Source organism: Pseudoclavibacter sp. RFBG4 (assembly GCF_002931515.1).
GTDB lineage: Bacteria > Actinomycetota > Actinomycetes > Actinomycetales > Microbacteriaceae > Pseudoclavibacter.
Window position 1 is genome coordinate 79,425 of record NZ_PSYC01000027.1, and the last position, 23,863, is coordinate 103,287.

The 23,863-nt window shown below is 68.0% G+C and carries 24 protein-coding genes and 1 tRNA gene; 6 read left to right on the top strand and 19 right to left on the bottom strand.

What is annotated here, in order from left to right; translation table 11 throughout:
* Positions 1-43 precede the first annotated feature (43 nt).
* A complete protein-coding gene (locus tag C5E10_RS10470; RefSeq protein ID WP_104331580.1) occupies positions 44-1,444 on the top strand; it encodes an aspartate ammonia-lyase in 1,401 nt (466 codons plus the stop codon).
* 87 nt (positions 1,445-1,531) lie between these two features.
* Here the strand turns inward: C5E10_RS10470 and C5E10_RS10475 are convergent, their stop codons facing one another.
* The 3 genes from C5E10_RS10475 to C5E10_RS10485 all read right to left on the bottom strand — a co-directional run bounded on the left by C5E10_RS10475 (position 1,532) and on the right by C5E10_RS10485 (position 4,618).
* Positions 1,532-2,158, bottom strand: a complete 627-nt coding sequence (locus tag C5E10_RS10475) for a prepilin peptidase (RefSeq protein ID WP_104331581.1) — start codon at positions 2,156-2,158, stop codon at positions 1,532-1,534.
* 105 nt (positions 2,159-2,263) lie between these two features.
* Positions 2,264-3,583 (bottom strand): PhoH family protein, encoded by a 1,320-nt coding sequence (locus C5E10_RS10480; RefSeq protein ID WP_258071088.1) that lies wholly within the window; start codon positions 3,581-3,583, stop codon positions 2,264-2,266.
* A 258-nt stretch (positions 3,584-3,841) separates the two neighbouring features.
* Complete coding sequence (locus tag C5E10_RS10485; RefSeq protein ID WP_374953192.1) at positions 3,842-4,618, bottom strand: isoprenyl transferase; 777 nt, start codon at positions 4,616-4,618, stop codon at positions 3,842-3,844.
* A gap of 70 nt (positions 4,619-4,688) precedes the next feature.
* On the opposite strand from C5E10_RS10485, the gene C5E10_RS10490 reads away from it, so the two are divergent.
* Positions 4,689-5,429 (top strand): hemolysin III family protein, encoded by a 741-nt coding sequence (locus C5E10_RS10490; RefSeq protein ID WP_258071084.1) that lies wholly within the window; start codon positions 4,689-4,691, stop codon positions 5,427-5,429.
* Here the strand turns inward: C5E10_RS10490 and C5E10_RS10495 are convergent.
* Positions 5,426-5,776: a hypothetical protein gene (locus C5E10_RS10495; RefSeq protein ID WP_181062723.1), complete on the bottom strand. Its 351-nt coding sequence runs from the start codon at positions 5,774-5,776 to the stop codon at positions 5,426-5,428. The two genes, C5E10_RS10490 and C5E10_RS10495, sit on opposite strands and share 4 nt — an antisense overlap.
* Positions 5,776-6,657 (bottom strand): mycothiol conjugate amidase Mca, encoded by an 882-nt coding sequence (mca, locus tag C5E10_RS10500; protein ID WP_104331583.1) that lies wholly within the window; start codon positions 6,655-6,657, stop codon positions 5,776-5,778. Before mca ends, C5E10_RS10495 begins: the two co-directional genes overlap by 1 nt.
* A 109-nt stretch (positions 6,658-6,766) precedes the next feature.
* On the opposite strand from mca, the gene C5E10_RS10505 reads away from it, so the two are divergent.
* Together C5E10_RS10505 and greA are read left to right on the top strand one after the other, a co-directional pair.
* Entirely contained in the window at positions 6,767-7,207 is a 441-nt protein-coding gene (locus C5E10_RS10505) for a DUF4307 domain-containing protein (protein ID WP_104331584.1), read from the top strand.
* Between the two features lie 67 nt (positions 7,208-7,274).
* A complete protein-coding gene (gene greA, locus C5E10_RS10510) occupies positions 7,275-7,760 on the top strand; it encodes a transcription elongation factor GreA (RefSeq protein WP_104241642.1) in 486 nt (161 codons plus the stop codon).
* An 87-nt stretch (positions 7,761-7,847) separates the two neighbouring features.
* Here greA and ilvA read toward each other — a convergent pair whose 3' ends face one another.
* The 6 genes from ilvA to C5E10_RS10540 all read right to left on the bottom strand — a co-directional run bounded on the left by ilvA (position 7,848) and on the right by C5E10_RS10540 (position 13,076).
* A complete protein-coding gene (gene ilvA / locus C5E10_RS10515; protein WP_104331585.1) occupies positions 7,848-9,095 on the bottom strand; it encodes a threonine ammonia-lyase in 1,248 nt (415 codons plus the stop codon).
* Positions 9,092-10,324, bottom strand: coding sequence for an AI-2E family transporter (locus tag C5E10_RS10520; RefSeq protein ID WP_104331586.1), 1,233 nt, complete (start codon positions 10,322-10,324; stop codon positions 9,092-9,094). The genes ilvA and C5E10_RS10520 overlap by 4 nt, the downstream gene beginning before the upstream one ends.
* A gap of 40 nt (positions 10,325-10,364) precedes the next feature.
* Complete coding sequence (locus tag C5E10_RS10525) at positions 10,365-10,934, bottom strand: LemA family protein (protein WP_104331587.1); 570 nt, start codon at positions 10,932-10,934, stop codon at positions 10,365-10,367.
* A 39-nt stretch (positions 10,935-10,973) separates the two neighbouring features.
* On the bottom strand, positions 10,974-11,966 hold the full coding sequence (gene lipA / locus C5E10_RS10530) for a lipoyl synthase (RefSeq protein WP_104331588.1): 993 nt from the start codon (positions 11,964-11,966) through the stop codon (positions 10,974-10,976).
* Positions 11,963-12,610, bottom strand: coding sequence for a lipoyl(octanoyl) transferase LipB (lipB, locus tag C5E10_RS10535; RefSeq protein ID WP_104331589.1), 648 nt, complete (start codon positions 12,608-12,610; stop codon positions 11,963-11,965). Before lipB ends, lipA begins: the two co-directional genes overlap by 4 nt.
* A 97-nt stretch (positions 12,611-12,707) precedes the next feature.
* A complete protein-coding gene (locus C5E10_RS10540) occupies positions 12,708-13,076 on the bottom strand; it encodes a hypothetical protein (RefSeq protein ID WP_104331590.1) in 369 nt (122 codons plus the stop codon).
* 476 nt (positions 13,077-13,552) lie between these two features.
* On the opposite strand from C5E10_RS10540, the gene C5E10_RS10545 reads away from it, so the two are divergent.
* Positions 13,553-15,049 carry an ATP-binding cassette domain-containing protein gene (locus tag C5E10_RS10545; RefSeq protein WP_104331591.1) on the top strand — a complete coding sequence of 499 codons (1,497 nt, stop codon included), beginning with the start codon at positions 13,553-13,555 and terminating at the stop codon, positions 15,047-15,049.
* 51 nt (positions 15,050-15,100) lie between these two features.
* Here C5E10_RS10545 and C5E10_RS10550 read toward each other — a convergent pair whose 3' ends face one another.
* From C5E10_RS10550 to hisS, 8 genes are all read right to left on the bottom strand, one after another.
* The gene (locus C5E10_RS10550; protein ID WP_104331592.1) at positions 15,101-15,916 is read right to left on the bottom strand and encodes a shikimate 5-dehydrogenase; all 816 of its coding nucleotides are present in this window, start codon (positions 15,914-15,916) and stop codon (positions 15,101-15,103) included.
* Between the two features lie 144 nt (positions 15,917-16,060).
* Positions 16,061-16,138 (bottom strand) — tRNA-Leu (locus C5E10_RS10560).
* Positions 16,139-16,190: 52 nt separating this feature from the next.
* Positions 16,191-17,717: an FAD-dependent oxidoreductase gene (locus C5E10_RS10565; protein WP_104331593.1), complete on the bottom strand. Its 1,527-nt coding sequence runs from the start codon at positions 17,715-17,717 to the stop codon at positions 16,191-16,193.
* 51 nt (positions 17,718-17,768) lie between these two features.
* A complete protein-coding gene (locus C5E10_RS10570; protein WP_258071085.1) occupies positions 17,769-18,299 on the bottom strand; it encodes a DUF501 domain-containing protein in 531 nt (176 codons plus the stop codon).
* Positions 18,300-18,369: 70 nt separating this feature from the next.
* Entirely contained in the window at positions 18,370-19,047 is a 678-nt protein-coding gene (locus C5E10_RS10575) for a septum formation initiator family protein (RefSeq protein WP_146080233.1), read from the bottom strand.
* Positions 19,048-19,166: 119 nt separating this feature from the next.
* The gene (eno, locus tag C5E10_RS10580) at positions 19,167-20,447 is read right to left on the bottom strand and encodes a phosphopyruvate hydratase (RefSeq protein WP_104241653.1); all 1,281 of its coding nucleotides are present in this window, start codon (positions 20,445-20,447) and stop codon (positions 19,167-19,169) included.
* Between the two features lie 104 nt (positions 20,448-20,551).
* Positions 20,552-21,139, bottom strand: coding sequence for a hypothetical protein (locus C5E10_RS10585; protein WP_146080234.1), 588 nt, complete (start codon positions 21,137-21,139; stop codon positions 20,552-20,554).
* 120 nt (positions 21,140-21,259) lie between these two features.
* A complete protein-coding gene (hisS, locus tag C5E10_RS10590) occupies positions 21,260-22,576 on the bottom strand; it encodes a histidine--tRNA ligase (RefSeq protein ID WP_104331596.1) in 1,317 nt (438 codons plus the stop codon).
* A gap of 25 nt (positions 22,577-22,601) precedes the next feature.
* Here hisS and C5E10_RS10595 point away from each other — a divergent pair, with 25 nt between their 5' ends.
* Positions 22,602-23,852: a winged helix-turn-helix domain-containing protein gene (locus tag C5E10_RS10595; protein WP_104331597.1), complete on the top strand. Its 1,251-nt coding sequence runs from the start codon at positions 22,602-22,604 to the stop codon at positions 23,850-23,852.
* The last annotated feature ends 11 nt before the right edge of the window (positions 23,853-23,863 follow it).

Genomic DNA, 23,863 nt, shown 5'->3' on the forward strand with positions numbered 1-23,863 from the left:
GGCTCGGACAGAGATCGGCTACCTGGAAAGGTCACACAACGTGGTGGAAAATCAAGACGAGTACCGCATCGAGCACGACACGATGGGCGAGGTCCGCGTTCCCAAGAACGCCCTCTACGCCGCGCAGACGCAGCGCGCAGTCGAGAACTTCCCCATCTCCGGTGCAGGTCTCGAGCCGGGCCAGATCATCGCCCTCGCGCGCATCAAGCGCGCCGCCGCGATCGTGAACGCGAAGCTCGGAATCATCGAGCAGCCGGTGTCCGACGCGATCGTCGAGGCCGCTGAGCAGATCATCGACGGCAAGTACCTCGACCAGTTCCCGGTCGACGTCTACCAGACCGGGTCCGGCACCTCCTCGAACATGAACATCAACGAGGTGCTCGCGACGCTCGCGACGCGCGGCCTCGGCGGCCCCGTCCACCCCAACGACCACGTCAACGCGTCGCAGTCGTCGAACGACGTCTTCCCGACCTCCGTGCACGTCGCCGTGACGGACGCGCTCCTCAACGACCTCATCCCGGGTCTCACGCACCTCGCCGAGGCCCTGGACCGCAAGGCGCAGCAGTGGGCATCCACCGTCAAGGCCGGGCGCACGCACCTCATGGACGCCACCCCGGTCACGCTTGGACAGGAGTTCGCGGGCTACGCCCGTCAGATCCGCCTCGGCATCGAGCGCGTGCAGTCGACCATCTCGCGCGTCGCTGAGGTCCCCCTCGGCGGCACCGCGACCGGCACCGGCATCAACACGCCTGCCGGCTTCTCGCAGCAGGTCATCGCCGAGCTCGCCGACAACGCGAAGCTCCCGCTCACCGAGGCCCTCGACCACTTCGAGGCTCAGGGCGCACGCGACGGCCTCGTCGAGGCCTCCGGCGCGTTGCGCACCATCGCGGTGAGCCTCATCAAGATCAACAACGACCTCCGCTGGATGGGCTCGGGCCCGAACACGGGACTCGGCGAGATCCAGATCCCCGACCTGCAGCCGGGCTCCTCGATCATGCCGGGCAAGGTGAACCCGGTCGTCCCTGAGGCCGTGCTCATGGTCACCTCGCGCGTCATCGGCAACGACGCTGCCATCGTCTTCGGCGGAGCGTCCGGCTCGTTCGAGCTCAACGTGCAGATCCCGGTCATGGGAACCGCGCTCCTCGAGTCGATTCGCCTCCTCTCCAACGGCGTGCGCGTGCTCGCCGACAAGACCGTCGATGGCCTCGTCGCGAACGAGGAGCGTGCCCGCGCGCTCGCCGAGTCGTCACCCTCGATCGTGACCCCGCTCAACCGCATCATCGGGTACGAGGCGGCAGCCAAGATCGCGAAGTACTCGGTTGCCAACAAGGTCACGGTGCGCCAGTCCGTCATCGACCTCGGCTACGTCGAGCGCGGCGACATCACGGAAGAGCAGCTCGACGAGAAGCTCGACGTGCTCAGCATGACCACGCCCAACCTGTAGGCGAAAAGCCGACACCAGGAGGCCCGCCGGGAGCAACCCGGCGGGCCTTCTGCGCCCCCAGAGGCCTGCGCCTCGCGTGCGCGTTCATCACCCGAACGGCACGGCGAACCACAAGACGGGAAGCCAGTACCCGGCGAGCAGCGCCGGCCCGAACGCGATGCTGCGACGGTGATCCCGGGTCCGTGCCAGGACGATGACGCTCTGCACTCCCCCGATGAAGATCGCCAGCACGCCGAGAAGCACGGCGAGCGAGGGGTCGACGAGCGCCGCCGCCCAGCTGAGCACGGCCCCGAGCTTCACATCGCCCATGCCCAGGCCGCCGGCGAGCGCCAGGACGAGCAGGACGGCCCCTGCCGCGGCGCCGGTGGCTGCGGCGAGAAGATCCGGCGTTCCGTGCAGCGCCCAGTCGGCGAGCCAGGAGAAGAAGACCCCGAGCGCCCCGAGCGCGACGAGGCGGTTCGGCAGCCGGTGCTCACGCGCATCCACCGCAACGAGTCGCGGAGTAACCGCTGCGACGGCGAGCGACGCCGGCAGGAGCTCCGGGTGCTGCGGGAGCGACGCTGCCACACCGATCACGAGCAGCGCTCCGACGCACAGCGCCTCTCCGGCGCGCGACCGCCCTGACCGCGGAATCTGACCCTGCGCGTCCGAAGCACTGCGCAGGAGATCAGGCCCCGTCACAGCAGTGGGGGCCGCCTCCGCTCGTTCTGCCATGCCCGGACACTATTCAGCTCTCGAGCCTCCCGCAGAAGTTCCCCACAGGCCAGGTCGACGAGGTCCGACTCGGTGCAGCGCAACCGAGCCGGACCCGCGTCCCCATCACACCTCGTAGTCTCCGAGCAGCTCCGTGACGAGCGCAGCGATGTCGCTGCGCTCGGACCGCGTGAGCGTCATGTGGGCGAAGAGCTTGTGCCCCTTCAACGTCTCGATGACCGAGGCCACCCCATCGTGCCGGCCGACGCGCAGGTTGTCCCGCTGCGCCACATCATGGGTGAGCACCACGCGAGAGTTCTTGCCGATTCGAGAGAGCATCGTGAGCAGCACGTTCCGCTCGAGCGACTGCGCCTCGTCGACGATCACGAACGCGTCGTGCAGCGAGCGGCCCCGGATGTGCGTCAGGGGCAGGATCTCGAGCATCCCCCGGTCGATGACCTCGTCGATGACGTTCTCCGACACGATCGCCGACAGGGCGTCGTAGACCGCCTGGCCCCATGGGTTCATCTTCTCGCCCTGATCGCCGGGCAGGAAGCCGAGCTCCTGCCCGCCGACGGCGAAGAGCGGCCGGAAGACCATGATCTTCCGGTGCAGCCCGCGCTCGAGCACCGACTCGAGCCCTGCAGCGAGGGCGAGGGCACTCTTCCCAGTACCCGCGCGGCCGCCGAGGGAGACGATGCCGATCGAGGGGTCGAGCAGCAGGTCGATGGCGAGTCGCTGCTCCGCAGACCGCCCGTGCACGCCGAACACATCCAGGTCACCGCGGACGAGTCGGACGGCGCCCTTCCCCGACACGCGTCCGAGTGCTGATCCGCGGTCCGAGTGGATCACGAGGCTCGTGTTGATGGGCAGTTCGTCAACGGTGGCGGTCGCGACCGTCTCGTCCGTGTACAGCGTGTCGAGCTCGTCCGCGCCGAGGGAGATCTCGGCGACCCCCGTGTAGCCGGTGTCGCGGGCCAGCTCGGCTCGGTACTCCTCAGCAGCCAGGCCGATCGCCGAGGCTTTCACGCGCATCGGGAGGTCCTTGGACACCACCGTCACGGCGAGGCCCTCACCAGCGAGGTTCTGCGCGACGGCGAGGATGCGCGTGTCGTTGTCTCCCAGCTGCATTCCGCTGGGGAGGACGCTCATGTTCGAGTGGTTGAGCTCGACGCGCAGCGTGCCGCCTGCCTCCCCGATCGCGATGGGGAAATCGAGGCGCTCATGCTTGATGCGCAGCTCGTCGAGGAACCTGAGCGCCTGGCGGGCGAAGTACCCGATCTCCGGGTCGTGGCGCTTCTTCTCCAGCTCCGTGATCACGACCACGGGGATGACGACCGCGTGTTCCGCGAAGCGGAAGAGGGCCCTCGGATCGCTGAGCAGCACCGACGTGTCGAGCACGTAGGTGCGGGTCGAGATGGACGAGTCGGGAACCGCGGCATGCACGGCGCTCCCTTCCTCGTTCTCGAGGTGGTCGGTGTTGCGCTGTGCGGGTATCACGGCAGTTCCGCTCCTTCGCCAAGCTCTCGCTCGTCGCTGGGTTACGTTCCGACCACAGGGGCACTCGGTTGGGGGAAACGAACTTCGGGAACCTGTGGCCGTTTCGATCAGGCACCGTACCTGATGGCATTAACGTACGACGGTGAGGACCACGCCACGCGCAGGCGAAAGTTAAATTTTGTGTCGTGTCTGGGAGCGTCGCGGCTACTGGCCGTAGCGTCGCTGGCGGGACGCGAAGTCGCGCAGCGCACGGAGGAAATCGACCTCGCGCAGGTCGGGTCCCAGGGCCTCGACGAAGTAGAACTCGGAGTGCGCAGACTGCCACAGCATGAAGTCGCTGAGCCGCTGCTCACCGGAGGTGCGGATGACCAGGTCGGGGTCCGGCTGGCCGCCCGTGTAGAGGTGCTCGGCGATGAGGTCCGGCGTGAGGATGTCCGCGAGGGCCGCGACGTCGCCACCATCTGCCGCATGTGCGCGCACGATCCTGCGCATCGCGTCGACGATCTCGCTGCGGCCTCCGTACCCTACCGCGAGGTTCACGTGCATGCCTCGACGCTGCGCCGTGTCGCGTTGCAGACGCTCGAGCGTCGCCCCGAGTCCGGAAGGGAGGTGCTCGGGAGATCCGGCGTGGTGCACCCGCCAGCGTGCGTTGTCGGCGATCTGCATCGCGAGCTTCTCGATGATGTCGATGAGCGCGTCGAGCTCTTCGCTGCTGCGGTTCTTGAGGTTGTCGTTCGACAGGAGGTAGAGGGTCACGACCTGGACACCTTCACGGTCGCACCAGGCGAGGAACTCCATCATCTTGGCGGCCCCCGCTGCGTGCCCCTGGGCCGCATCCCGCAACCCGAGCTGCCTGGCCCAGCGCCGGTTGCCGTCGATGATCATCGCGACGTGCTTCGGCTTGGGACGACCGTGCAGAGATCGGCGCAGTCGCCTCGTGTACAGCCCGTACAGGAAGCTCCGCAGGCTCGTGGGAATCATCGACATGGTTCGAACAACGTACCGGACCACGGGGCAGATGCACGTGCACGGGGCCGCGTAGAGTGCGAGGGTGGCTTCAGAACATCACGCGGATGCGGAACTCGACTCGGGCCAGGAGCCCGCCGTGCACTTGCCCCTGCTCGAAGCCGAATCGGGCGCGAGCGTCGCCGAGGCGAAGCCATCGTGGCGCGGCTGGGTGCACGCCGGCACGCTTCCCGTCTCGATCGCGGCGGGGATCGTGCTCATCGTGCTCGCCGAGGGCACGACCGCCAAGCTGGCCTGCGCGCTCTACGCGATCTGCTCCTGGCTGCTCTTCGGCATCTCCGCGCTCTACCACCGCTTCAACTGGAGCGAGAAGACGCGGGTCTCCCTCAAGCGGTTCGATCACGCGAACATCTTCCTGCTCATCTCGGGGACCTACGCGCCCATAGCGCTGGTCGCGCTGCCGCCGGAGAAGGGGTGGCCGCTGTTCGCGATCGTCTGGGGCGCAGCGCTGCTTGGCATCTGCTTCCGCGTGTTCTGGATCGGCGCCCCGCGGTGGCTGTACGTCGCCCTGTACATCGCGCTCGGCTGGGCCGCCGTCGCCTACCTCGGCGACATCGCCGCGGTGAACGTGGCAACGGTAGTGCTCATCGTCGTCGGCGGCTTGTTCTACACCGCCGGCGCCGTCTTCTACGCGCTCAAGCGCCCCAACCCCTGGCCGGGGCACTTCGGCTTCCACGAGCTGTTCCACGTGTTCACGGTGCTGGCGTTCCTCAGCCAGTGGACGGGCATCCTGCTGCTCTGCATCGACCCGCCGGTCTTCGGCTAGGGCTTGGCCGCTGGGGGTTCGTGGTCGGGCTCACGATGCTCAGGTGCCGCCTGCTCCTCGGGCTCCTGGCCGAGCTGAGGGCTCTCAGCGCCGTCGGCCACCGCGCCCTCCTTCGCTGCCATCTCGGCCTGCAGCTGTTCGCGGATACGAGCCCTCGCCTGCACCCGGCTCGTGCGGCGGATGAGGTCCATCACCAGGAGGCCGGTCGCGACGGCGACGAAGATGAAGACGAAGAAGCCGAGCGGGCCCGGCGTCACGTCGTCCGGGTTGAAGGGCAGCTCCTCCCCCGGCGTCGGCGCCGTCGCCGCAAGCGACAGCACCCAGGACTGGGCGGAGGCGAGCAGCATCACTCGGAGGCCCCCGCAGCGCCCTGCTTGTCGTCGTTGCGTTCGTCGACGCCCGAGAACAGGTCGGTCTCCGGCGTCGGGGCATCCACTCGGGAATCGACGAGCTCGAAGTCGTCGTACGGGTACGCCGCGGCCTCGATGTCGCGAGGAATCGCAAAGAACCCGCTGTCAGGCGCCACCTGGCTCGCGTGCGAGCGAAGCGCCGAGTCGCGGGCGTCGAAGAACTCGTCGATCTGGATCTGCGTCGTCACGTTGCTCGGCTTGTCTCGCATCCAGGCGAGCATCTGCTCGAGGCGCTCGAGCAGCGGCGACTCGGGGTCGAGCGCCTTGATGTGCTGCAGGAGGCTGTCTGCCCGCTTCCCGTTCATGGTGCGGTCGTAGTACAGCTTCGAGATGCGCCACGGCGAGCCCAGCTCGGGGTGCGTCGCGAGGCCCGACTCCCGCCACACGCGCATCGAGATGTCGTGGGTGCGGATGTGGTCGGGGTGCGGGTAGCCGCCGTTCTCGTCGTACGTGACGAGCACGTGCGGGCGGAACTCCCTGACTAGGCGCAGCAGCGGACGCGCGGAGATGTCGAGGGGGATGCTCGCGAAGGAGTTCAGCGGCAGCGATCCGTCCTCCGAGGCCATGCCGGAGTCGACGTACCCGAGCCAGCGGTGCTCGACGCCGAGGAACTCCTGTGCGGCAGCCATCTCGACGCGCCGGAGTCCCGCCAGGTCGCGCTGGGCATGCGAGACGGACTCGAGACCCGGGTTGAGGATGTCGCCGGCCTCGCCTCCGGTGCAGCTCACCACCATGACCTCGGCGCCCTTGGCACGGTACGCGGCGTATGTCGCGGCGCCCTTGCTGGACTCGTCGTCGGGATGGGCGTGGACCGCCATCAGTCGAAGTGTCACTGGTCTCCTCGTGGAACGTTAACCTAGACAGAGAGCCTATCTCGCGCGGCCCGCACTTTCTGGCCGCGCCCGCCCTCAGCCGAGAGGAATCCCTGTGTCAGCTGCACGCGAGACCCGCGCCGACACCGCTGCCACGTCAGCTGATCTCGTCGACCGCTACGGCACGCGCGCACCCCGCTCGGAGAAGAAGCCGGAGCGCTGGATCTGGATGGTCGTCGGCATCTTCGTCATCGCCGTCGTCGCTTTCTGGGCGACGACCACGGTCGGCCCCGTCTCCTCCTCGGCGATCCGAGCCGACACGGTGCGCTTCTCCATCGTCGACGACGCGAACGTGAGCTTCGACTACCGCATCACCGCCCCTGCGGGAACGGAGGCGACCTGCGCGATCGAGATCCGTGACGAGCAGCAGGCGGTCGTCGGCTGGGACATCGTCGACGTCCCCGCGACCGACGAGGCCTCGCAGGTCCTCAACGCGCAGGTGCGCACCACGAAGGCAGGAACCACGGCTTTGGTGAAGGAATGCTGGTTGCCGTAGAATGGCACCAGAGGCCCTGACTCGCGTCAGGGCTTTGGTCGTATCCGGCTGCACAAGGAGTTCCAGCATGGCTAACCCATCGGTGACCTGGCTCACCCAGGAGACGTATGACCGCCTCAAGGCGGAGCTCGACGAGCTCGCTGTGAACGGTCGTGAAGAGATCGCCAAGCGCATCGAAGAGGCGCGCGAAGACGGCGACCTCAAGGAGAACGCCGGCTACCACGCGGCGAAGGACGAGCAGGGCAAGATCGAAGCCCGCATCAACCAGCTCGAGACGATGCTGAAGAACTCCGAGGTCCGCGAAGCGCCAGAAGCGTCGGGCATCGTCGAGACGGGCACCGTCGTGACGGCGAAGATCGGCGGCAAGGAGCAGAAGTTCCTCCTCGGCAGCCGCGAGATGGCCTCGCAGACCCAGTTGCGCGTCTACTCGGGCGAGAGCCCGCTCGGAGCCTCGATCCTCGGCCTCGCGATCGGCGCTTCCACGAGCTACGAGGCGCCGAACGGCAACTCAATCGACGTCGAGATCACCGAGGTCGAGACCTTCCACCCGTAGCCGTTCGACGCGGCCACGCACTCGGACACACACGAAGAGGACCTCCCGCGGGAGGTCCTCTTCTCGTTCCTGCGGGTGTGCTCGCGATCAGGGAAGCGGGGACGCGTCTCTGCTCGTCCGCGGCTGGTAGCCGAGCGCCCGCAGCGCATCCATCACCTGGTGGGAGTGCTCGGTGCCTCGAGTCTCGACCGACACCTCGAGCTCGACGTGGCTCACCTGCAGACCCTTGTTGTGGCGGGTGTGCAGCACCTCCACCACGTTCGCGTTCACCTCGCTGATGGTCTTCGCGATGAGCGCGAGCTGGCCGGGAACGTCCTGCAGCTCGATAACGAGCTTCAGGTAGCGATCTGAGGCGGCGAGGCCGCGGCTCAGCACCTTCTCGAGCATGAGCGGGTCGATGTTGCCGCCGGACAGGATGGCGACGGTGGTGCCCGCGTCCTTGATCTTGTCCGCGAGGATGGCAGCGACGGCGGTCGCACCGGCAGGCTCGGCCACGAGCTTGGCCCGCTCGACGAGGAGCAGGATGGCGCGCGAGATGTCGTCTTCCGAGACGGTGACGACCTCGTCGACGAGATTGCGGACCACCTCGAAGGTGATCTCGCCGGGCATGTCGACGGCGATGCCGTCGGCGATGGTCGGGCGAGCCTGGATCTTCACGGGGTAGCCGGCCTCGAGCGAGACGGGGAACGGGGCCGAGTTGGCCGCCTGCACGCCGATGATGCGGATGGGGCGCCCGCGCTGCTCGCCGAGGAGCTTCGCCGCGACGCTGACGCCCGAGATGAGCCCGCCGCCACCGATGGGCACGATGATCGTGTCCACGTCGGGCGCCTGCTCGAGGATGTCCAGCGCGAGGGTGGCCTGGCCCGTGATGATGTCAGCGTGGTCGTACGGGTGGATGAACTCGGCCCCGGTGTCGACGGCGAACTGCTTGGCGGCGACGAGCGCATCCGCCACGTTGACGCCGGTCAGGACGACCTCTGCACCGTAGCCGCGGGTCGCCTGCAGCTTCGGCAGCGGAACGCCGACCGGCATGAAGATCGTCGCCTTGATGCCGAGCTCGCGGGCCGCGAAGGCGACGCCCTGCGCGTGGTTGCCGGCCGAGGCGGCCACGACTCCACGCGAGCGCTGCACCTCGCTCAGCCGCGAGAGGCGGTACGTCGCCCCTCGGATCTTGTACGAGCCCGTGCGCTGCATGTTCTCGCACTTGAGGAGCACGGGAGAGCCGAGCTTCTCGGACAGGAACCGTGCCGAGTCGATGGGGGTCTGGGAGATGACCTGCCGCACGATTTCACGTGCGGCGACGATCTGTTCCAGCGTGATGGTGGGAGCGGTCATACCGTGCTTGCCTTCTTCTCGCGCTTGGCCTTCTCGCGCTTGGATACGGGGGTTTGCGTGATCTTCGTCGGGTCGGGGTCATCGCGCCAGGTGCCACGCGAGATGAACTGGACCATGACCTTGCCTGCCGCGACAAGGGGGACGGCGAAGACGGCGCCGGCGATGCCGCCGAAGATGGTTCCTGCGCTCACCGACAGCAGCACTGCGAGCGGGTGCAGCTTCACGGCGCTGCCCATGATGAGCGGCTGCAGGATGTGCGACTCGATCTGCATGACCGCGACGACGACGATGAGCATGATGAGCGCATTGAGGAAGCCGTTGTAGGCCAGCGCCACGGCGACGGCGATCGTGCCGGCCGAGATCGCGCCGATGTAGGGGACGAACGACGCGAGGAAGACGATCACGCCGATCGGCAGCGCGAACGGCACCTGCAGGATGACGGCGCCGAGGTAGATGCCGACGGCGTCGATGAGCGCGACGAGCACCTGGACGCGCACGTAGTGGCCGACCGAGATCCAGCCCCGCTGGCCAGCCCCGTCGATGGCGGCGCGCGCCTTCTTGGGGAAGATCGACACGATGAAGAGCCAGATGCTGCGGCCGTCGAGGAGATAGAAGATCAGGGCGAAGGCGGTGACGAGCGTGCCGGCGAGGAAGGCGACGACGTTGGAGCCGACCGAGACCGCCTGAGACGCGATGGAGTTCACGTTCGACTGCACCCAGCCGACGATCTCACTGAGCCCCGCGTCGACCTGCTCCTCGGTGACATGCAGCGGGGAGTCCCTGAGGAACTGCAGCGCCAGCTGGTACTGGGCCTCGAGCTTGCCCAGGTCGAGGTTGAAGCCCTGCGCGAACTGGCTGACGACCAGGCTGATCAGCGTGCCGATCGCGAGCAGCAGGACGATGAGCGACAGGATGAGCGCGGCCCACCTGGGGAGGCCGACACCCACGAGCCACTTCATGAGCGGTGCGAGCAGCGACGCCAGGAGCGCGGCCACGAGCAGGGGTATGACGAGGATCGAGGCCTGTGCGACGAGCCACCCGAGGGGAATCAAGGCCAGCAGGATGGCCACGGTGCGCCAGGCCCAGGCCGCCCCGATGCGCAGCCCCCGGGGCACGAGCTCGTCCTCGCTCTCGTTGCGGAGCGCTGGTGTGGGGTTCTGCGCCAGGGTGGAGCCGGTTCTCGGCGATGCCGCCGTGGCGGCAGTCTCGTCGAGGTCGCGTTCGGTCATAGGCTCAATACTAGGAGCGCCCGCGGACGCTGCGATGCCATTAGAACTGCACCCGAGGGGGCTGCGAGATGGCAGCTCGGTCGGCGACCTCGAAGAAGGTCCGCTGCTCGAAGTGGAGCGGGCCCGCGACGAGGTTGTTCGGGAACACCTTCACCTTGGTGTTGTACTCGCGCACTCCCCCGTTGTAGAAGCGACGCGACGCCTGGATGCGGTTCTCCACGTCGACGAGATCTGACTGCAGCTGCAGGAACTCGCGGCTGGACTGGAGCTGCGGGTACGCCTCGGCTGCGGCGAACACACCGCGCAGCGATCCCTGCACGAGGTTCTCGGCGGCGCTCACCTCTTCGGGTGTCGCCGCGCGAGAACTGGCCGCGCGAGCCTCCTCGAACGCCGCGAAGACCTTGTCCTCGTGCGTCGCGAGCCCGCGCACACGCGCCTCGAGCTGCGGGAGCAGCTCCTCGCGGGCCGCCAGTTGCGTCGTGATGTCGCTCCATGCTCCGTCGACGCGGGCGCTCAGGCGCTTCAGCGAGCGGTTGGTGGCGACGACGTAGACGACTACGGCGATGACGATGAGGAGCACGGCTCCGACGGCGATCCAGACTTCGAGCATGCCGGAATGGTAACCCGCTTCGACTGCGAGACGGCGGGGTCAGCCCACCGCCTGAGCGAATTCGCTGGATGCGGAGTCCGCGAGGTGCTGAAGATGCTGCGGGATGGGCATCCCACGGCGTCGAGCAGCTTGCGCCCAGAGTCGACCGGCGCGGTAGGAGGACCGGACGAGCGGGCCGGCGAGCACCCCGAGGAAGCCGATCTCCTCGGCCACGGCCTTGAGCGCGATGAACTCCTGCGGCTTGACCCACCGCGCCACGGGCAGGTGCCTCGGGCTCGGGCGGAGGTACTGCGTCAGCGTGATGATGTCGCAGCCAGCCTCGTGGAGGTCGACGAGCGCCTGCTCGATCTCGTCGCGCTCCTCCCCCATGCCGAGGATCAGGTTGGACTTCGTGACGAGACCCGCGGCCCTGGCCTGCGTGATGACGTCGAGCGAGCGCTCGTACCTGAAGGCGGGGCGGATGCGCTTGAAGATGCGAGGCACGGTCTCCACGTTGTGCGCGAACACCTCGGGCCTCGAGGAGAAGACCTCTCCGAGAAGCGAAGGGTTGCCGGAGAAGTCCGTCGCGAGGATCTCGACCCCGGTCCCCGGGTTCTCGGCGTGGATGCGACGGACCGTCTCCGCGTGCAGCCAGGCGCCTTCGTCCGGCAGGTCATCACGGGCGACTCCGGTCACGGTCGCGTAGCGCAGCCCCATGGTCGTGACGGACTCCGCCACCCGGCGCGGCTCGTCGGTGTCGTAGTCGGCAGGCTTGCCCGTATCGATCTGGCAGAAGTCGCAGCGACGCGTGCACTGCGAGCCGCCGATGAGGAACGTGGCCTCCCTGTCCTCCCAGCATTCGTAGATGTTCGGGCAGCCCGCCTCCTGGCAGACGGTGTGCAGGCCGCCCGACTTGACGAGCTCCGAGACCTGCCGGAACTCCGGCCCCATCTTCGCTCTCGTCTTGATCCACTCCGGCTTGCGCTCGATGGGGGTCTGCGAGTTGCGCGCCTCGACGCGAAGCAGCTTGCGGCCCTCGGGCTTGATCGTCACGCCGCGACTCCCGCTTCGACATGCAGGTGAGCGGCGAGCAGTTCAGCCGCTCTCGGTGCGATCTCGGCGGGAGTGATCCGCCGTCCGAGCTCCGCGCTCAGGGACGTGACTCCGGCGTCGGCGATGCCGCACGGCACGATGCGACTGAAGGGCTCGAGGGAGTTGGCGCAGTTGAGCGCGAAGCCGTGCATGGTGCAGCCTTCGACGACGCGGACCCCGATCGCGGCGATCTTGCGAGCACCGTGGTCGTCATCGACCCACACGCCGGAACGGCCGGCGACCTGCGTGCCCTCGACGCCGAACTCGGCGATGAGCTCGATGAGGGCCACCTCGAGGCGGCGGACGTGTGCGACGACGTCGATGGGCTCCGGCAGTTTGACGATCGGATAGCCGACGAGCTGGCCGGGCCCATGCCAGGTCAGCCGCCCTCCGCGGTCGACCTCGACGACGGGCGTGCCGTCGCTAGGCCGTTCGCTCCGCCTGGTGAGGCGCCCCGCCGTGTACACACTCGGGTGCTCGAGGAGGACAAGCGCGTCGCCCCGGTCTCCTCGAACGCGCTCGGCGTGCAGCCGCCGCTGAAGCGCGAGAGCCTCCGCGTAGTCGACCGTGGTGGGCTCGAATCCCGGCGTCAGCACATGCATCATGACGACAGTGTTGCATATTCTGTACGAAGTACAACAACTGATCGCCGGCACGAGGGGCGCCGTCCTGGCCACCCCTCCCCGGTTCGACGGACGCCGGTCAGACCGCGATCTGCACAGCCACCACCTTCAGCTTGTGGCGAGCCAGCGCCAGGTTGGCGCTCGTCCGATTGAGCACCAGATAGATGAACAGACCGCTCGACCCCTGCGAGTTGAGGACGTTGATGAGGTGGTACTGCGAACTCAGCGTGATCAGGATGTCGTCGATCTCATCCGCGATACCGAGCTCGGACATCGTGCTGAGCTTCGCGCGTACGACGTTGGCGTTGCCCGCGGCGGCGATACCGAGGTCGAACGACGGATTGCCGCCCTGCGCCAGCGCCATGCCGCTCGCGTAGTCGACGATCGCGGCCCCCGTCGCGCCTTCGATGCTCAGCAGCTGGTTGATGGCCTCATCGAGTGAACTCATGTCTTATCTCCCCTTGTTCTTGTGTCGCCGCCTCATCGACCCGGAACCTGCAGGTCCGATGTCGTCCTGCACCATCGTCCATTCGAAGTGAATGAGGCATCCGACTCCCCCATGCCGATCAGACCACCGTCCGCGACCGGGCCACCGTACGCGAGCAGTTCCGCTCGCTCGCGAAGTGGCCGCGCGCCACGGCGGCCGCTGTGCGCGCGGCAGGAAACCCGTCACCCTCATCCGATCGACCAGCGAGAAGAGTGTCTGCGCGTGAACATCAGCCGCGACGATGAACGTGTCGGCATCGACTGCAGAGAGCAGTCGACACGACAGTAGCGCACACCCGAGGCAGGCGATTGCCCTGCTTAGCCACGATCTCGTATAGATTCGAGTCGTCTGCATTCGCGGATCCCTGCGAGGCGGGCAGACTCGCTGAGCTGGATCGTTCTGCGAATCCTGCTTCGCACATCTATCGAGGGGGAACGATGGAAACTCTTGTGCACGTGATCGGCGCAACGACGTCATACGGCAACCGGCAAGTGCTCCGGGCGGTCGACCTCACCCTCTATCGGGGGCAGATCGTCGGACTCATCGGCGTCAACGGTGCAGGCAAGAGCACACTCGTGAGCACGCTCATCGGACGCCAGCAGCTCGAAACCGGAACCATGATTCTCGGCGAAGAGCCCTACGCACCGGCCTCACTCGAGGAGGCGCAGGCCTGCGGCGTGGGAGTGATCACGCAGAACGCGGAACCACCGCGGGGACTGACGGTCGCGCAGGCGCTCTTCCGCAACACCTATCGGGCCGATGAGTCGCACGAGGCGGTTCTCGAACGAGCACAAGAGCTCGTCGAGCAGACCAGCACCGCACTCGACCTTCACGCGATGATCGATGAGCTCGACCGGGGGCGTCGCGCGCTCGTCGAGGTCGTTCGCATGCTCGCCGAGGAGGCGCAGCTCGTCGTCATCGACGAAGTGGCCGTCACACTCGCCGACCACGAGATCGCGCTTCTGCACCGAGTGCTGCGGCAGCTCGCCTCCCAGGGCCGGAGCATCCTGTACATCACGCACCGCATGGACGAGGTGCAGTCGATCGTCGACCGCGTCCTCCTGCTCCGTGACGGCACGATCGCCATCGATACCCCCATCGGCGGGCTCAGCGCCGAAGAGCTCACGGTCATGCTCATCGGCGAGCTGCCGGATGCGGAAGCGAGCCTCGCGAGCTCCGGGGAGGATGCGCACCGTGCAGCGCTCGCTGCTTTCGGCGTCGGTGACGGCTGCCTCCTGCACGGCGTCGATCTCCACGTGCGACCCGGCGAGGTCGTTGGTGTCACGGGGACGCACGACTCGGGCGTCCGTCAGCTCATCGAGATCCTCGGCGGCGCGACCCGCCCGCAGCGGGGTCACGTGGAGCTGTTCGGGGAGCCAGTGGACCTGGCAGAGGCAGGCGTCGCCGAAGCTCACGGCGTGAGCTTCCTCCCGGACGCGGTCCCGGCGTTCGACGCCGATCGGAGCCTCATCCACGGCGTCGGTGCGACGGATGCGACTCTCGGTGCGGAGATCTCTCGGGCGAGGAAGATGATCGACCTCGTGCACCGACTGCGTATCAACACCGCGAGCATCCACACCGCGCTCGCCGAGCTCTCGGGCGGAGACCAGCAGAAGGCCGAGTTCATCCGTGCCGTCGAGCGCGGTGGCACAGTGCTCGTGCTCGCCCACCCGACGCAGGGCGTCGACGTCGGCGCGCGTCGTGCCGTCTTCACCTTCCTCCACAGCCTCGCCGAGACCGGCACGGCGGTCGTGTTCCTGGGCACGGATCTCACCGAGCTGCTCAGGTGGAGCCACCGCGTCGTGGTGCTCGCCAACGGCAGGACCGCGCTCGAGGGACGCTCAGAGCTGCTCGACGAGGACATGATCGTGCATGCGATGCTCGGCGCCCAGCGCGCCGAACACGTTGGACGCCGAGCAGTCACGACCACGTAGCGGGTCGAGGCCCGCCACCGAGACCGCGGTACTCCGGTGACGTCGAGCGGCCTAGAGTTCGCGAGAGAAAGCGGCCGCGCGTTCGACCTGCTCGGCGGTGATGCTCTCCCCCGTGTACTTCTCGAACTGCCGGGCCGCCTGCAGGGCGGCGACGGCGGCGCCGGTGACCACGGGAACACCCTGCGCTCGCGCGAGCCTGATGAGTGGGGTCTCCGCCGGGAAGGCGACGACGTCGAACACGAGTGCAGCGGCGGCCACCTGCTCCTCGCTGAACGACAGCGCGGCCGCGTCTGCCCCGGTCATGCCCAGGGGTGTGACATTGACCAGCACGAAGGCACCCGGCTCGGGGTCCACGTTCTGCCAGCGGTACCCGTACTTCTCGGCGAGGGCACTGCCGGCGGTCTCGTTGCGCGCGACGACCGTGAGGTCGCCGAAGCCGGCGTCCCGGAACGCCGCGACGACGGCCTTCGCCATGCCACCGGCACCGCGCACGACAACCGGCAGCGACGAGCTGATGTCGTGCTCGGCGATGAGCTCGGCGATGGCCTCGTAGTCGGTGTTCGACGCGATGAGTCTGCCGCCGTCGTTCACGATCGTGTTGACCGACTCGATAGCCAAGGCGGAGGGGTCGAGCTCGTCGACGAGGGCGATCACGGCTTCCTTGAAGGGCATCGAGACGGAGCATCCGCGGATGCCGAGCGCGGTGACACCGCGGATCGCGCCCTCGATGTCATCCGTCGTGAAGGCCTTGTAGATGAAGTTGAGACCGAGCTCCTCGTAGAGGTAGTTGTGGAACCGCGTCCCCAGATTCGACGGCCGCGCAGCGAGCGAGATGCAGAGGGTCATGTCCTTGTTGAGAATCGGCATACGGCCAGTATCGCGGGTCGGCGCCGAACGCGCCCCGGCAGCTGCCACGAACGCGGACACTCCACAGCGACCAGACGGGCAGGTCGTCGAGGTGAGGGATGCGGCGGTTGCGCGCGAAGCTCGACGCGAGCCGGAGTCGTCTCTTGGTGCCCCACCAGGGACTCGAACCCTGACCTGGAAAGATTTTAAGTCTTCTGCCTCTGCCAATTGGGCTAGTGGGGCGTACACGTCGGGGCCGCCGCATCCGAAGATGAGACGGCCCCGACGAGGTCAGCTACTTGCTGTCGCCAGCAGGCGCCTTGGCCGAGCGCGCGGCGGGCTTCGGAGCAGCCGATCCCGCTTCAGCGGCGACCTTCTCGGTCACCGTCTTGCCGCTGGTGTCAGCCGCAGGCTTCTCGGTCGAGGCAGCAGCCTTGTCGCCGCCGTGCTCGCTCGACGCGGGGAGCTTCTTCGGAGCATCCGCCTTGGCCTCGGGGGCTGCGGGGCGGGGGCGCGAAGCGAACCGCTCGAAACCGGCGCGAGGCGTCTCGCGGGCGCTGAGCGAGACGAAGTCGCGGCCGAGCACGAAGTTGTTGATCCAGCCCGTGAGCACGCGGATCTTGCGCTCGACGGTCGGGATCGCCAGGTCGTGGTAACCACGGTGGGCGAGCCAGGCGAGCACACCGGTCAGGGCGAAGGTGCCCGACTGGAATGCACCCACGCCGATGCCGAGACCGGCAACCGCGCCCATGTTCTCGTGGTAGTAGTCCTTCGGCGTTCCGCCGCGGAGCGTGGCCACGAGGTTGGAGGCCATGAGCTTGCCCTGACGGACCGCGTGCTGGGCGTTCGGCACGCAGAAGCCGCCGACTCCACCACCGGAGAGGTCGGGGACCGCCGAGACGTCGCCGGCTGCCCAGGCGTCCTGGACGATGCCGTTGTCGCCCTCGACGCGAAGGTCGGCGCGTGCCCGGAGGCGTCCGCGCTCATCGACCGGGAGGTCGCTGTTGCTCTTGATGATCGGAGCTGCCATGACGCCCGCGGTCCAGACGATGACATCGGTGGGGAACTTGTCGCCAGCCGAGGTCTCGACGACGCCGTCGACCGCAGAGGTGACCTGCGTGTTGAGGTGCACGGTCGCGCCGCGCTCTGCGAGGTTCTTGATGACCCACATTGCGGTGTCTTCCGACACCTCGGGCATGATGCGCCCGGCAGCCTCGATGAGGTGGAAGTGCACGTCATCGAACTGCAGCGACGGGTAGTCCTCCAGCAGCGCGGTCGCGAGCGAGCGCATCTCGGCGAACGACTCGATGCCGGCGAAGCCACCGCCGACGACGACGAACGTGAGGAGGCGCGTGCGCTCCGGACCCGGGGCCATGGTCGACGCCTTGTTGAAGTTGTCGATCATCGTGTCGCGGATCCACGTGGCCTCTTCGACCGTCTTCACGCCGATGGCGTTGTCGGCGATGCCGGGGATCGGGAAGGTGCGCGAGACGGCGCCGGCGGTGACCACGATGATGTCGTAGTTGACCGTGTACGGCTCGCCGATCTGGGGCGTGATGGTCGCCGTCTTCGTGGCGTGGTCGATGTTCGTGACCTCAGCCGTGATGACGCGCGAGCGCTTGAGGTGGCGACGCAGCGAGACGACTGCGTGACGCGGCTCGATGTTGCCGCTGATGACCTCTGGGAGGAATGGCTGGTACGTCATGTACGGCAGCGGATCGACGACTGTGACCTGGGCTTCGCCCGGGTTCAGCTGCTTCTCGAGCTGCCACGCCGTGTAGAAGCCGGCGTAGCCTCCGCCAACGATGAGAATCTTAGTCACGTACTTGTACTCCCTGCATGCGATGGTTGGGCGAGGAAAACCTTGTCAAGTCTACTCCTGCGCGTCACGGGCGAGTGCATCGCCCGGGTTCGCGCAGACGCAGCGCTCCGGAGACCAGGTGGAGAGCTCGAGCGCCCAGTCTCCGACGGGGTTCACTCCGGGCCCCGCGACCAGCGAATGCGCGGCCAGGGCGTGGAGGCACTTCACGCGCGTGGGCATGCCGCCTGCGGTGACACCGGCGATCTCCTCGACGACCTCGAGCGATTCGCGTTCGGCGAGGTAGCGCTCGTGCGCGGCCAGGTAGGCGGCACGGAAGTCCTCGTCGTCGCTGAGCCGCTGCTGCATCTCCGGCATGATCTGCTCCGCCTCGATCTGCGACATCGCGATGGTCGCGGCGGGATGAGACAGGTAGTAGAGCGTGGGGAACGGCGTGCCGTCGGGCAGCCGTGGACGCGTGACGACGACCGTCGGGTTGCCGCAGACGCACCGGGCGCCGATCCCGACGACACCCCGCATGGGGCGGCCGAGCTGCTCCCCCATGACCTCGAGATCGCGTTCGCTGGCTACTGAGTACTCGAGCATTGGTCGCCTTCGGTTCTGCGGGCGGATGCGCTGGAGTGGCGATCCGCGGGGTTCGATGTGCTTCGTGGTGCTAGTCGCCCGGGGTGGGCGCGGGTGCCGGCGCGGTGCCGGCTGTCACCATCGACTCGACGAAGCTGTCGAGCCAGCTGGTCTGCGTCTCGTGGAGTTCGGTGCTGATGTTGCTCTGCTGCTGCTTGTTGGTCGCGGGCGGGTCGAGCACAAGGTAGCTCGTGTCACCGGGCATGACGAACAGGAGGCGCCCTCGGGCCTGCGACTGGATGTACGCGGGGTCGCTCCACCGGTCGCGTTCCGTGGCGATCTCGTCCACGCTCTGCTGCGTCTCCGTCAGCTCGGCCTGCAGCTGCGCGACGTACTGCCGTTGCGCGATGTAGCGCTGCGCGGTGGGTGCCAGCACCGCGATGCCGAGGATCACGACGAGGGCCACGAGCACGGTCGCACCGTTCGGGCGCACGGTCGGGATGCGACGCCGTTGTTTCGACGGCCCGCTCGACGACCCGCTGGACGACTGCTTGCGCGGCGACGACGACGGCTTGGAGCGGGGCCTGGACTTCGACGGCGCGGCCTTCGACGTGCCCTTCGCTGCCCCCTTGGCTGGGGTAGCGCCCTTCGGTTTGATGCTCCCGCTCGACTTCGCGTTCGCGTTCGGCCTCGACGGAGCGCGCGGCGTGGCCTTCGACTCGGCTCCCCCGCTCCGACCCGAGCTCGACTTTCCCTTCGACTTCGCCATGCGCATCCCCCTCCCGTGTCGGCTTCCCATCATGCCGAACGGGCCGGGGACTTGCCCCGACCCGTTCGTGTGTCGCGCCGATCAGCGCAGCGGTGAGCCGCGCCGACCGGCCCGAACCCCTATGCCTTGTGGCGGGGGAAGGCGCTGCGGCCTGCGTAGACGGCTGCGTCGCCGAGCTCTTCCTCGATGCGGAGGAGCTCGTTGTACTTCGCGACGCGGTCGGTGCGGGCAGGCGCACCCGTCTTGATCTGGCCGGAGTTCGTGGCGACCGCGAGGTGCGCGATCGTCGCATCCTCGGTCTCGCCCGAACGGTGCGACAGGATCGCCGTGTAGCCGGCGCGCTGCGCGAGCGAGACAGCGTCGAGCGTCTCGGTGAGCGTGCCGATCTGGTTGACCTTCACGAGGAGCGAGTTCGCTGCGCCCTCCGTGATGCCGCGCTGGAGGCGCTCCGGGTTGGTGACGAACAGGTCGTCGCCGACGATCTGCACCTTGGCGCCGATGGCGGCCGTGAGGGCCTGGTAGCCGGACCAGTCGTCCTCGTCCAGCGGGTCCTCGATCGTGACGATCGGGTAGTCGGCGACGAGCTTCTCGTAGAAGGACGTCATCTCCTCAGCCGAGACCTCAGCACCCTCGAAGTGGTACTTGCCGTCCTTGAAGAACTCGCTCGAGGCGACGTCCATGCCGAGCACGATGTCGGTGCCGAGCTCGTACTTCGTCGCGCCGATGGCCTCGACGATGAGGTCGAGTGCCGCACGCGTGTTGGGCAGGTCGGGGGCGAAGCCGCCCTCGTCGCCGAGGCCCGTCGCGTAGCCCTTGGAGTGCAGGGTCTTCTTGAGCTGGTGGTACACCTCGGTGCCCCAGCGAAGCGCCTCGCTGAAGGTCTCTGCACCGATGGGGAGGATCATGAACTCCTGCACGTCGATGCCGTTGTCAGCGTGCGCGCCACCGTTGATGATGTTCATCATCGGCACGGGGAGCACGTGAGCGTTGGGGCCGCCGACGTAGCGGAAGAGCGGGAGGCCAGCCGAGTCGGCTGCTGCCTTCGCGACTGCGAGGCTCACGCCGAGGATGGCGTTCGCGCCGAGGCGCTTCTTGTTGGGGGTGCCGTCGAGCTCCTTGAGCTCCTCGTCGACGAGACGCTGGTCGCTGGCGTCGAAGAACTCGATGGCGGGGTCGATCTCGTCGATGACGGCCTCGACAGCCTTCTGGACGCCCTTGCCGAGGTAGCGGTCGGCGTCGCCGTCGCGCAGCTCGAAGGCTTCGAAGGCGCCGGTGGATGCGCCGGACGGCACAGCCGCGCGGCCGGTCGATCCGTCATCGAGCAGAACCTCGACCTCGACGGTTGGGTTGCCTCGGGAATCGAGGATCTCGCGGGCGTGGACGACGTCAATAAGGGCCACAGGATGCTCCTTGCGAATCAGTAGCGTACGGACCGCCAGAGACGCGGTCCTTCGTCAGTGTATCGGGGTCGGCGGAACGTGAGGAGGGAGCGGACGCGCTGACGTCACGAGGTGGGCGAGGGCAGCTCGGCCGTCTCGGCCGCCATCAGCTCCTCGAAGCTCGGAACCCGCCAGACGACCGGGTTCTCCGCGTACGCGGGATCGCCATCCGCTGGCCCCCACCGGACCTCGACGAGGGACCGCCCCGCGGGAACGAGGTAGATGGCGCAGCGGAGCTGCTGCGAGTCCGCGTCATCCTGGTCTGGGACCTGAAGAAGGAGATCGCAGGCGACCGCGTCGGGAGCCTCCTCGACCGTTGCTCGAGCAGCGACGGAGCCGTCATCGAGGATGCCGACGAGGTCAGGTGGGAGTGCCGACGTTCCCTCTTCGGCGTCGCCCTGCAGGCCGACCGTGAAGTTGAGTGATTCCGGGTGCGTCCATTCGGGTCCGATCTCGGTGAGCCCCGAGTTCTCCGGGCCGCCGGTCGCCAGCTGCGAGAAGGTGATCGCCACCTCGCGACCGTCCTCGAGCGGCAGCAGCGCCGTCTCCCGGTACTCGAAACGGCTGCCGGGCTCGGCAACGGACTCCGGGATCACGACGTCCTGGTAGGCGAAGGGCTCGTCCCATTCGCCGAGCAGTGAACATCCGCTCAATGACGTTGCCGTTGCCGCCGCGAGGCCCATGGACGCGAGCCAACGCCTGCGGACTCTGCTGGCAGGTTTCCCTTGTCGAGTGTTCGATGCCATGGTTCCCCCTCGTTCGGAGGTGCCAGGCTACGAGCCCTGGAGCGCTTCGAAGCTGAGCGTCTCGGGCGCGGCGACGTGCTCGTCCCGCACGTGAGCCGCGTGCGTGAAGCCCTGCTCGGCGAGGGAGGCGAGGAGACCGCGCACGTTCTTGGGCTTCCTCGCGACTCGCACGCGCGACGCTCCGGAGCGCACAACCGCGCCCTTGACCTTCGCGATATCGGCGACAGAGGCCCGCTTGTCGAAGAGCAGCGCAACTGCACGCTCCTCGCCGGAATCTGGCAGCTGAGCCAGGTCGACGATGCGCTCGAAGCCGATCGAGAACCCGCACGCCGGCACATCCTGACCGAGGAAGCGGCCGATCATGCCGTCGTAGCGTCCGCCACCCCCGACCGAGGAGCCCGACTCCGGGTGCGCCGCCTCGAAGATGGTGCCCGTGTAGTAGCCCATGCCACGCACGAGGCTCGGGTCGAACACGAGCCGGGTGGATGCGCCCGCCGCGAAGGCCGCATCCGCGATCTCGACCATGCCCTCGACGACCTCGACGACGGCCGGGTCCTCCCGGAGCGCCCCGGGCAGGCTCGTGAGGACCGTCTCGCGATCAAGACGGATGCCGGTCTCGAGCAGGGGTGCCCACGTGGCGAGCGCCGCCGCGAGCTGCAGCGCGGCCGTCGCGTTGAGCGTCGCGAGCTCAGCCGCTACTCCCTCTGGCCCGATCTTGTCGAGCTTGTCGATCGTGATGAGTGCGGCGCCGTGCTCGGCCTCCGCGAACCCGCAGTGCACGAGCAGAGCGGTGAGCAGGCGCCGGTCGTTGACTCGGATCGTGCAGTTGTCGAGGCCGAGCTCGACGAGCGCGGCCGATGACGCGACCAGCAGCTCGACCTCGGCGAGCGCACCCGGCTCGCCGATGATGTCGATGTCGCACTGCACGAACTGCCGGTAGCGACCCTTCTGCGGCCGCTCGGCGCGCCAGACCGGCGCCATCTGCAGGCTGCGGAACACCCCGGGCAGGGTTCCGCGGTTCGTCGCGACGAACCGCGCGAGCGGCACGGTCAGGTCGAAGCGCAGGCCAAGGTCGCTCAACGCGAGAGGGTCGCCGGCCTCGGCGGCAGCGGCAAGCGCCTCGCCGTCGAGCGCGCGCTTCATGACGGCGAAGGACAGCTTCTCGTTGTCGCCGCCGAGCCCCGAGTGCAGCCGCGCGGCGTCCTCGACGACCGGCGTCTCGATCTCATCGAAGCCGTGCCTCGTGTACACCTCGCGGATCGTCCCGAGGATGCGCTCGCGCCTGCGCTTGTCTGCCGGAAGGAAATCGCGCATGCCACGAGGCGGAGTGATCTGAGAAGCCATTGCACTATTCTCGCAGGATGATCGCATGCGACGGATTCGGGGGCGCCGCGTGACCGGCCAGCTCCCCCTCATCGGTGCGGCTCAGGCCAGACGCATCGCGCTCGCGGCACAGGGGTTCGGCGGGCGGAAGGCCGCGACCGAAGCCGGAACGCGGCAGCTGGGCTCGCTGCTCTCGCGCATCCACCTGCTGCAGATCGACTCCGTGAACGTCTGGGAGCGCAGCCACTACATGCCCGTCTTCTCTCGACTGGGCGGTTACGACAAGGCGGCGCTCGACCGGCTCGCGTCCGGTCGCCAACCCCGCCTCACCGAGTACTGGGCCCACGAGGCCGCATTGCTCCCGGTCTCCTCACTGCCGCTCTTCGCGTGGCGGATGCGCGACAAAGAGGAACGGGACCGCCGCAAGAACGCAGACTTCCTCGAGGGCCACGCGGCGACGATCGCGTGGCTGCGCGCCGAGCTCCTCGAGCGAGGCCCGCTCGCCGCCAGCGAGTTCGAGCACGAGGCCAACAAGCGGCGCGGCTCCTGGTGGGAGTGGTCGGACGTCAAGATCGTGCTCGAGCACCTCTTCCGCTGGGGCGAGCTCGCATCAGCGCCCCGCAAGGGCTTCGAGCGGCGCTACGCGCTACCGGAGCAGGTGCTGCCGCCCGAGGTGCTCGGCGCCGAGGTGAGCACGCGCGACGCGGTCCGCGCGCTCACCGGCATGGCCGCCGCCGCCCACGGCATCGGCACCACGGCCGACCTGGCCGATTACTTCCGCGTGCCGATGGCGCTCACGAAGACGGCGCTCGAAGAGCTCGCCGACTCCGGCGAGGTGCTGCCCGTGCGAGTCGCCGAGTGGGGCAAGGACGGCCAGTCGGGAACCGCGTGGCTGCATCGCGACGCGAGGCGGCCTCGCGCGATGGACGCGGCAGCGCTGCTCTCGCCCTTCGACCCCGTCGTCTGGTTCCGACCGAGAGCCGAGCGGATGCACGACTTCCACTACCGCATCGAGATCTATACACCCGCCGAGAAGCGCATCTACGGGTACTACTCCCTGCCGATCCTCCTCGGCGACGCGGTTGTCGGCCGCGTCGACCTGAAGAACGACCGGCAGTCGCGCATCCTGCGCGTGCAATCGGCGTGGAGCGAGGCGGATGCGCCCGCCGACATCGCCGAACGCACCGCAGCGCTGCTGCGCGACGCGGCCGCCTGGCAGCACCTCGACGACATCGTCGTGGCCGACCGCGGCAATCTCGCCCGCGAGCTGGGCGGCGCGCTCACGTCGACGAGCTGACGCAACGCCCC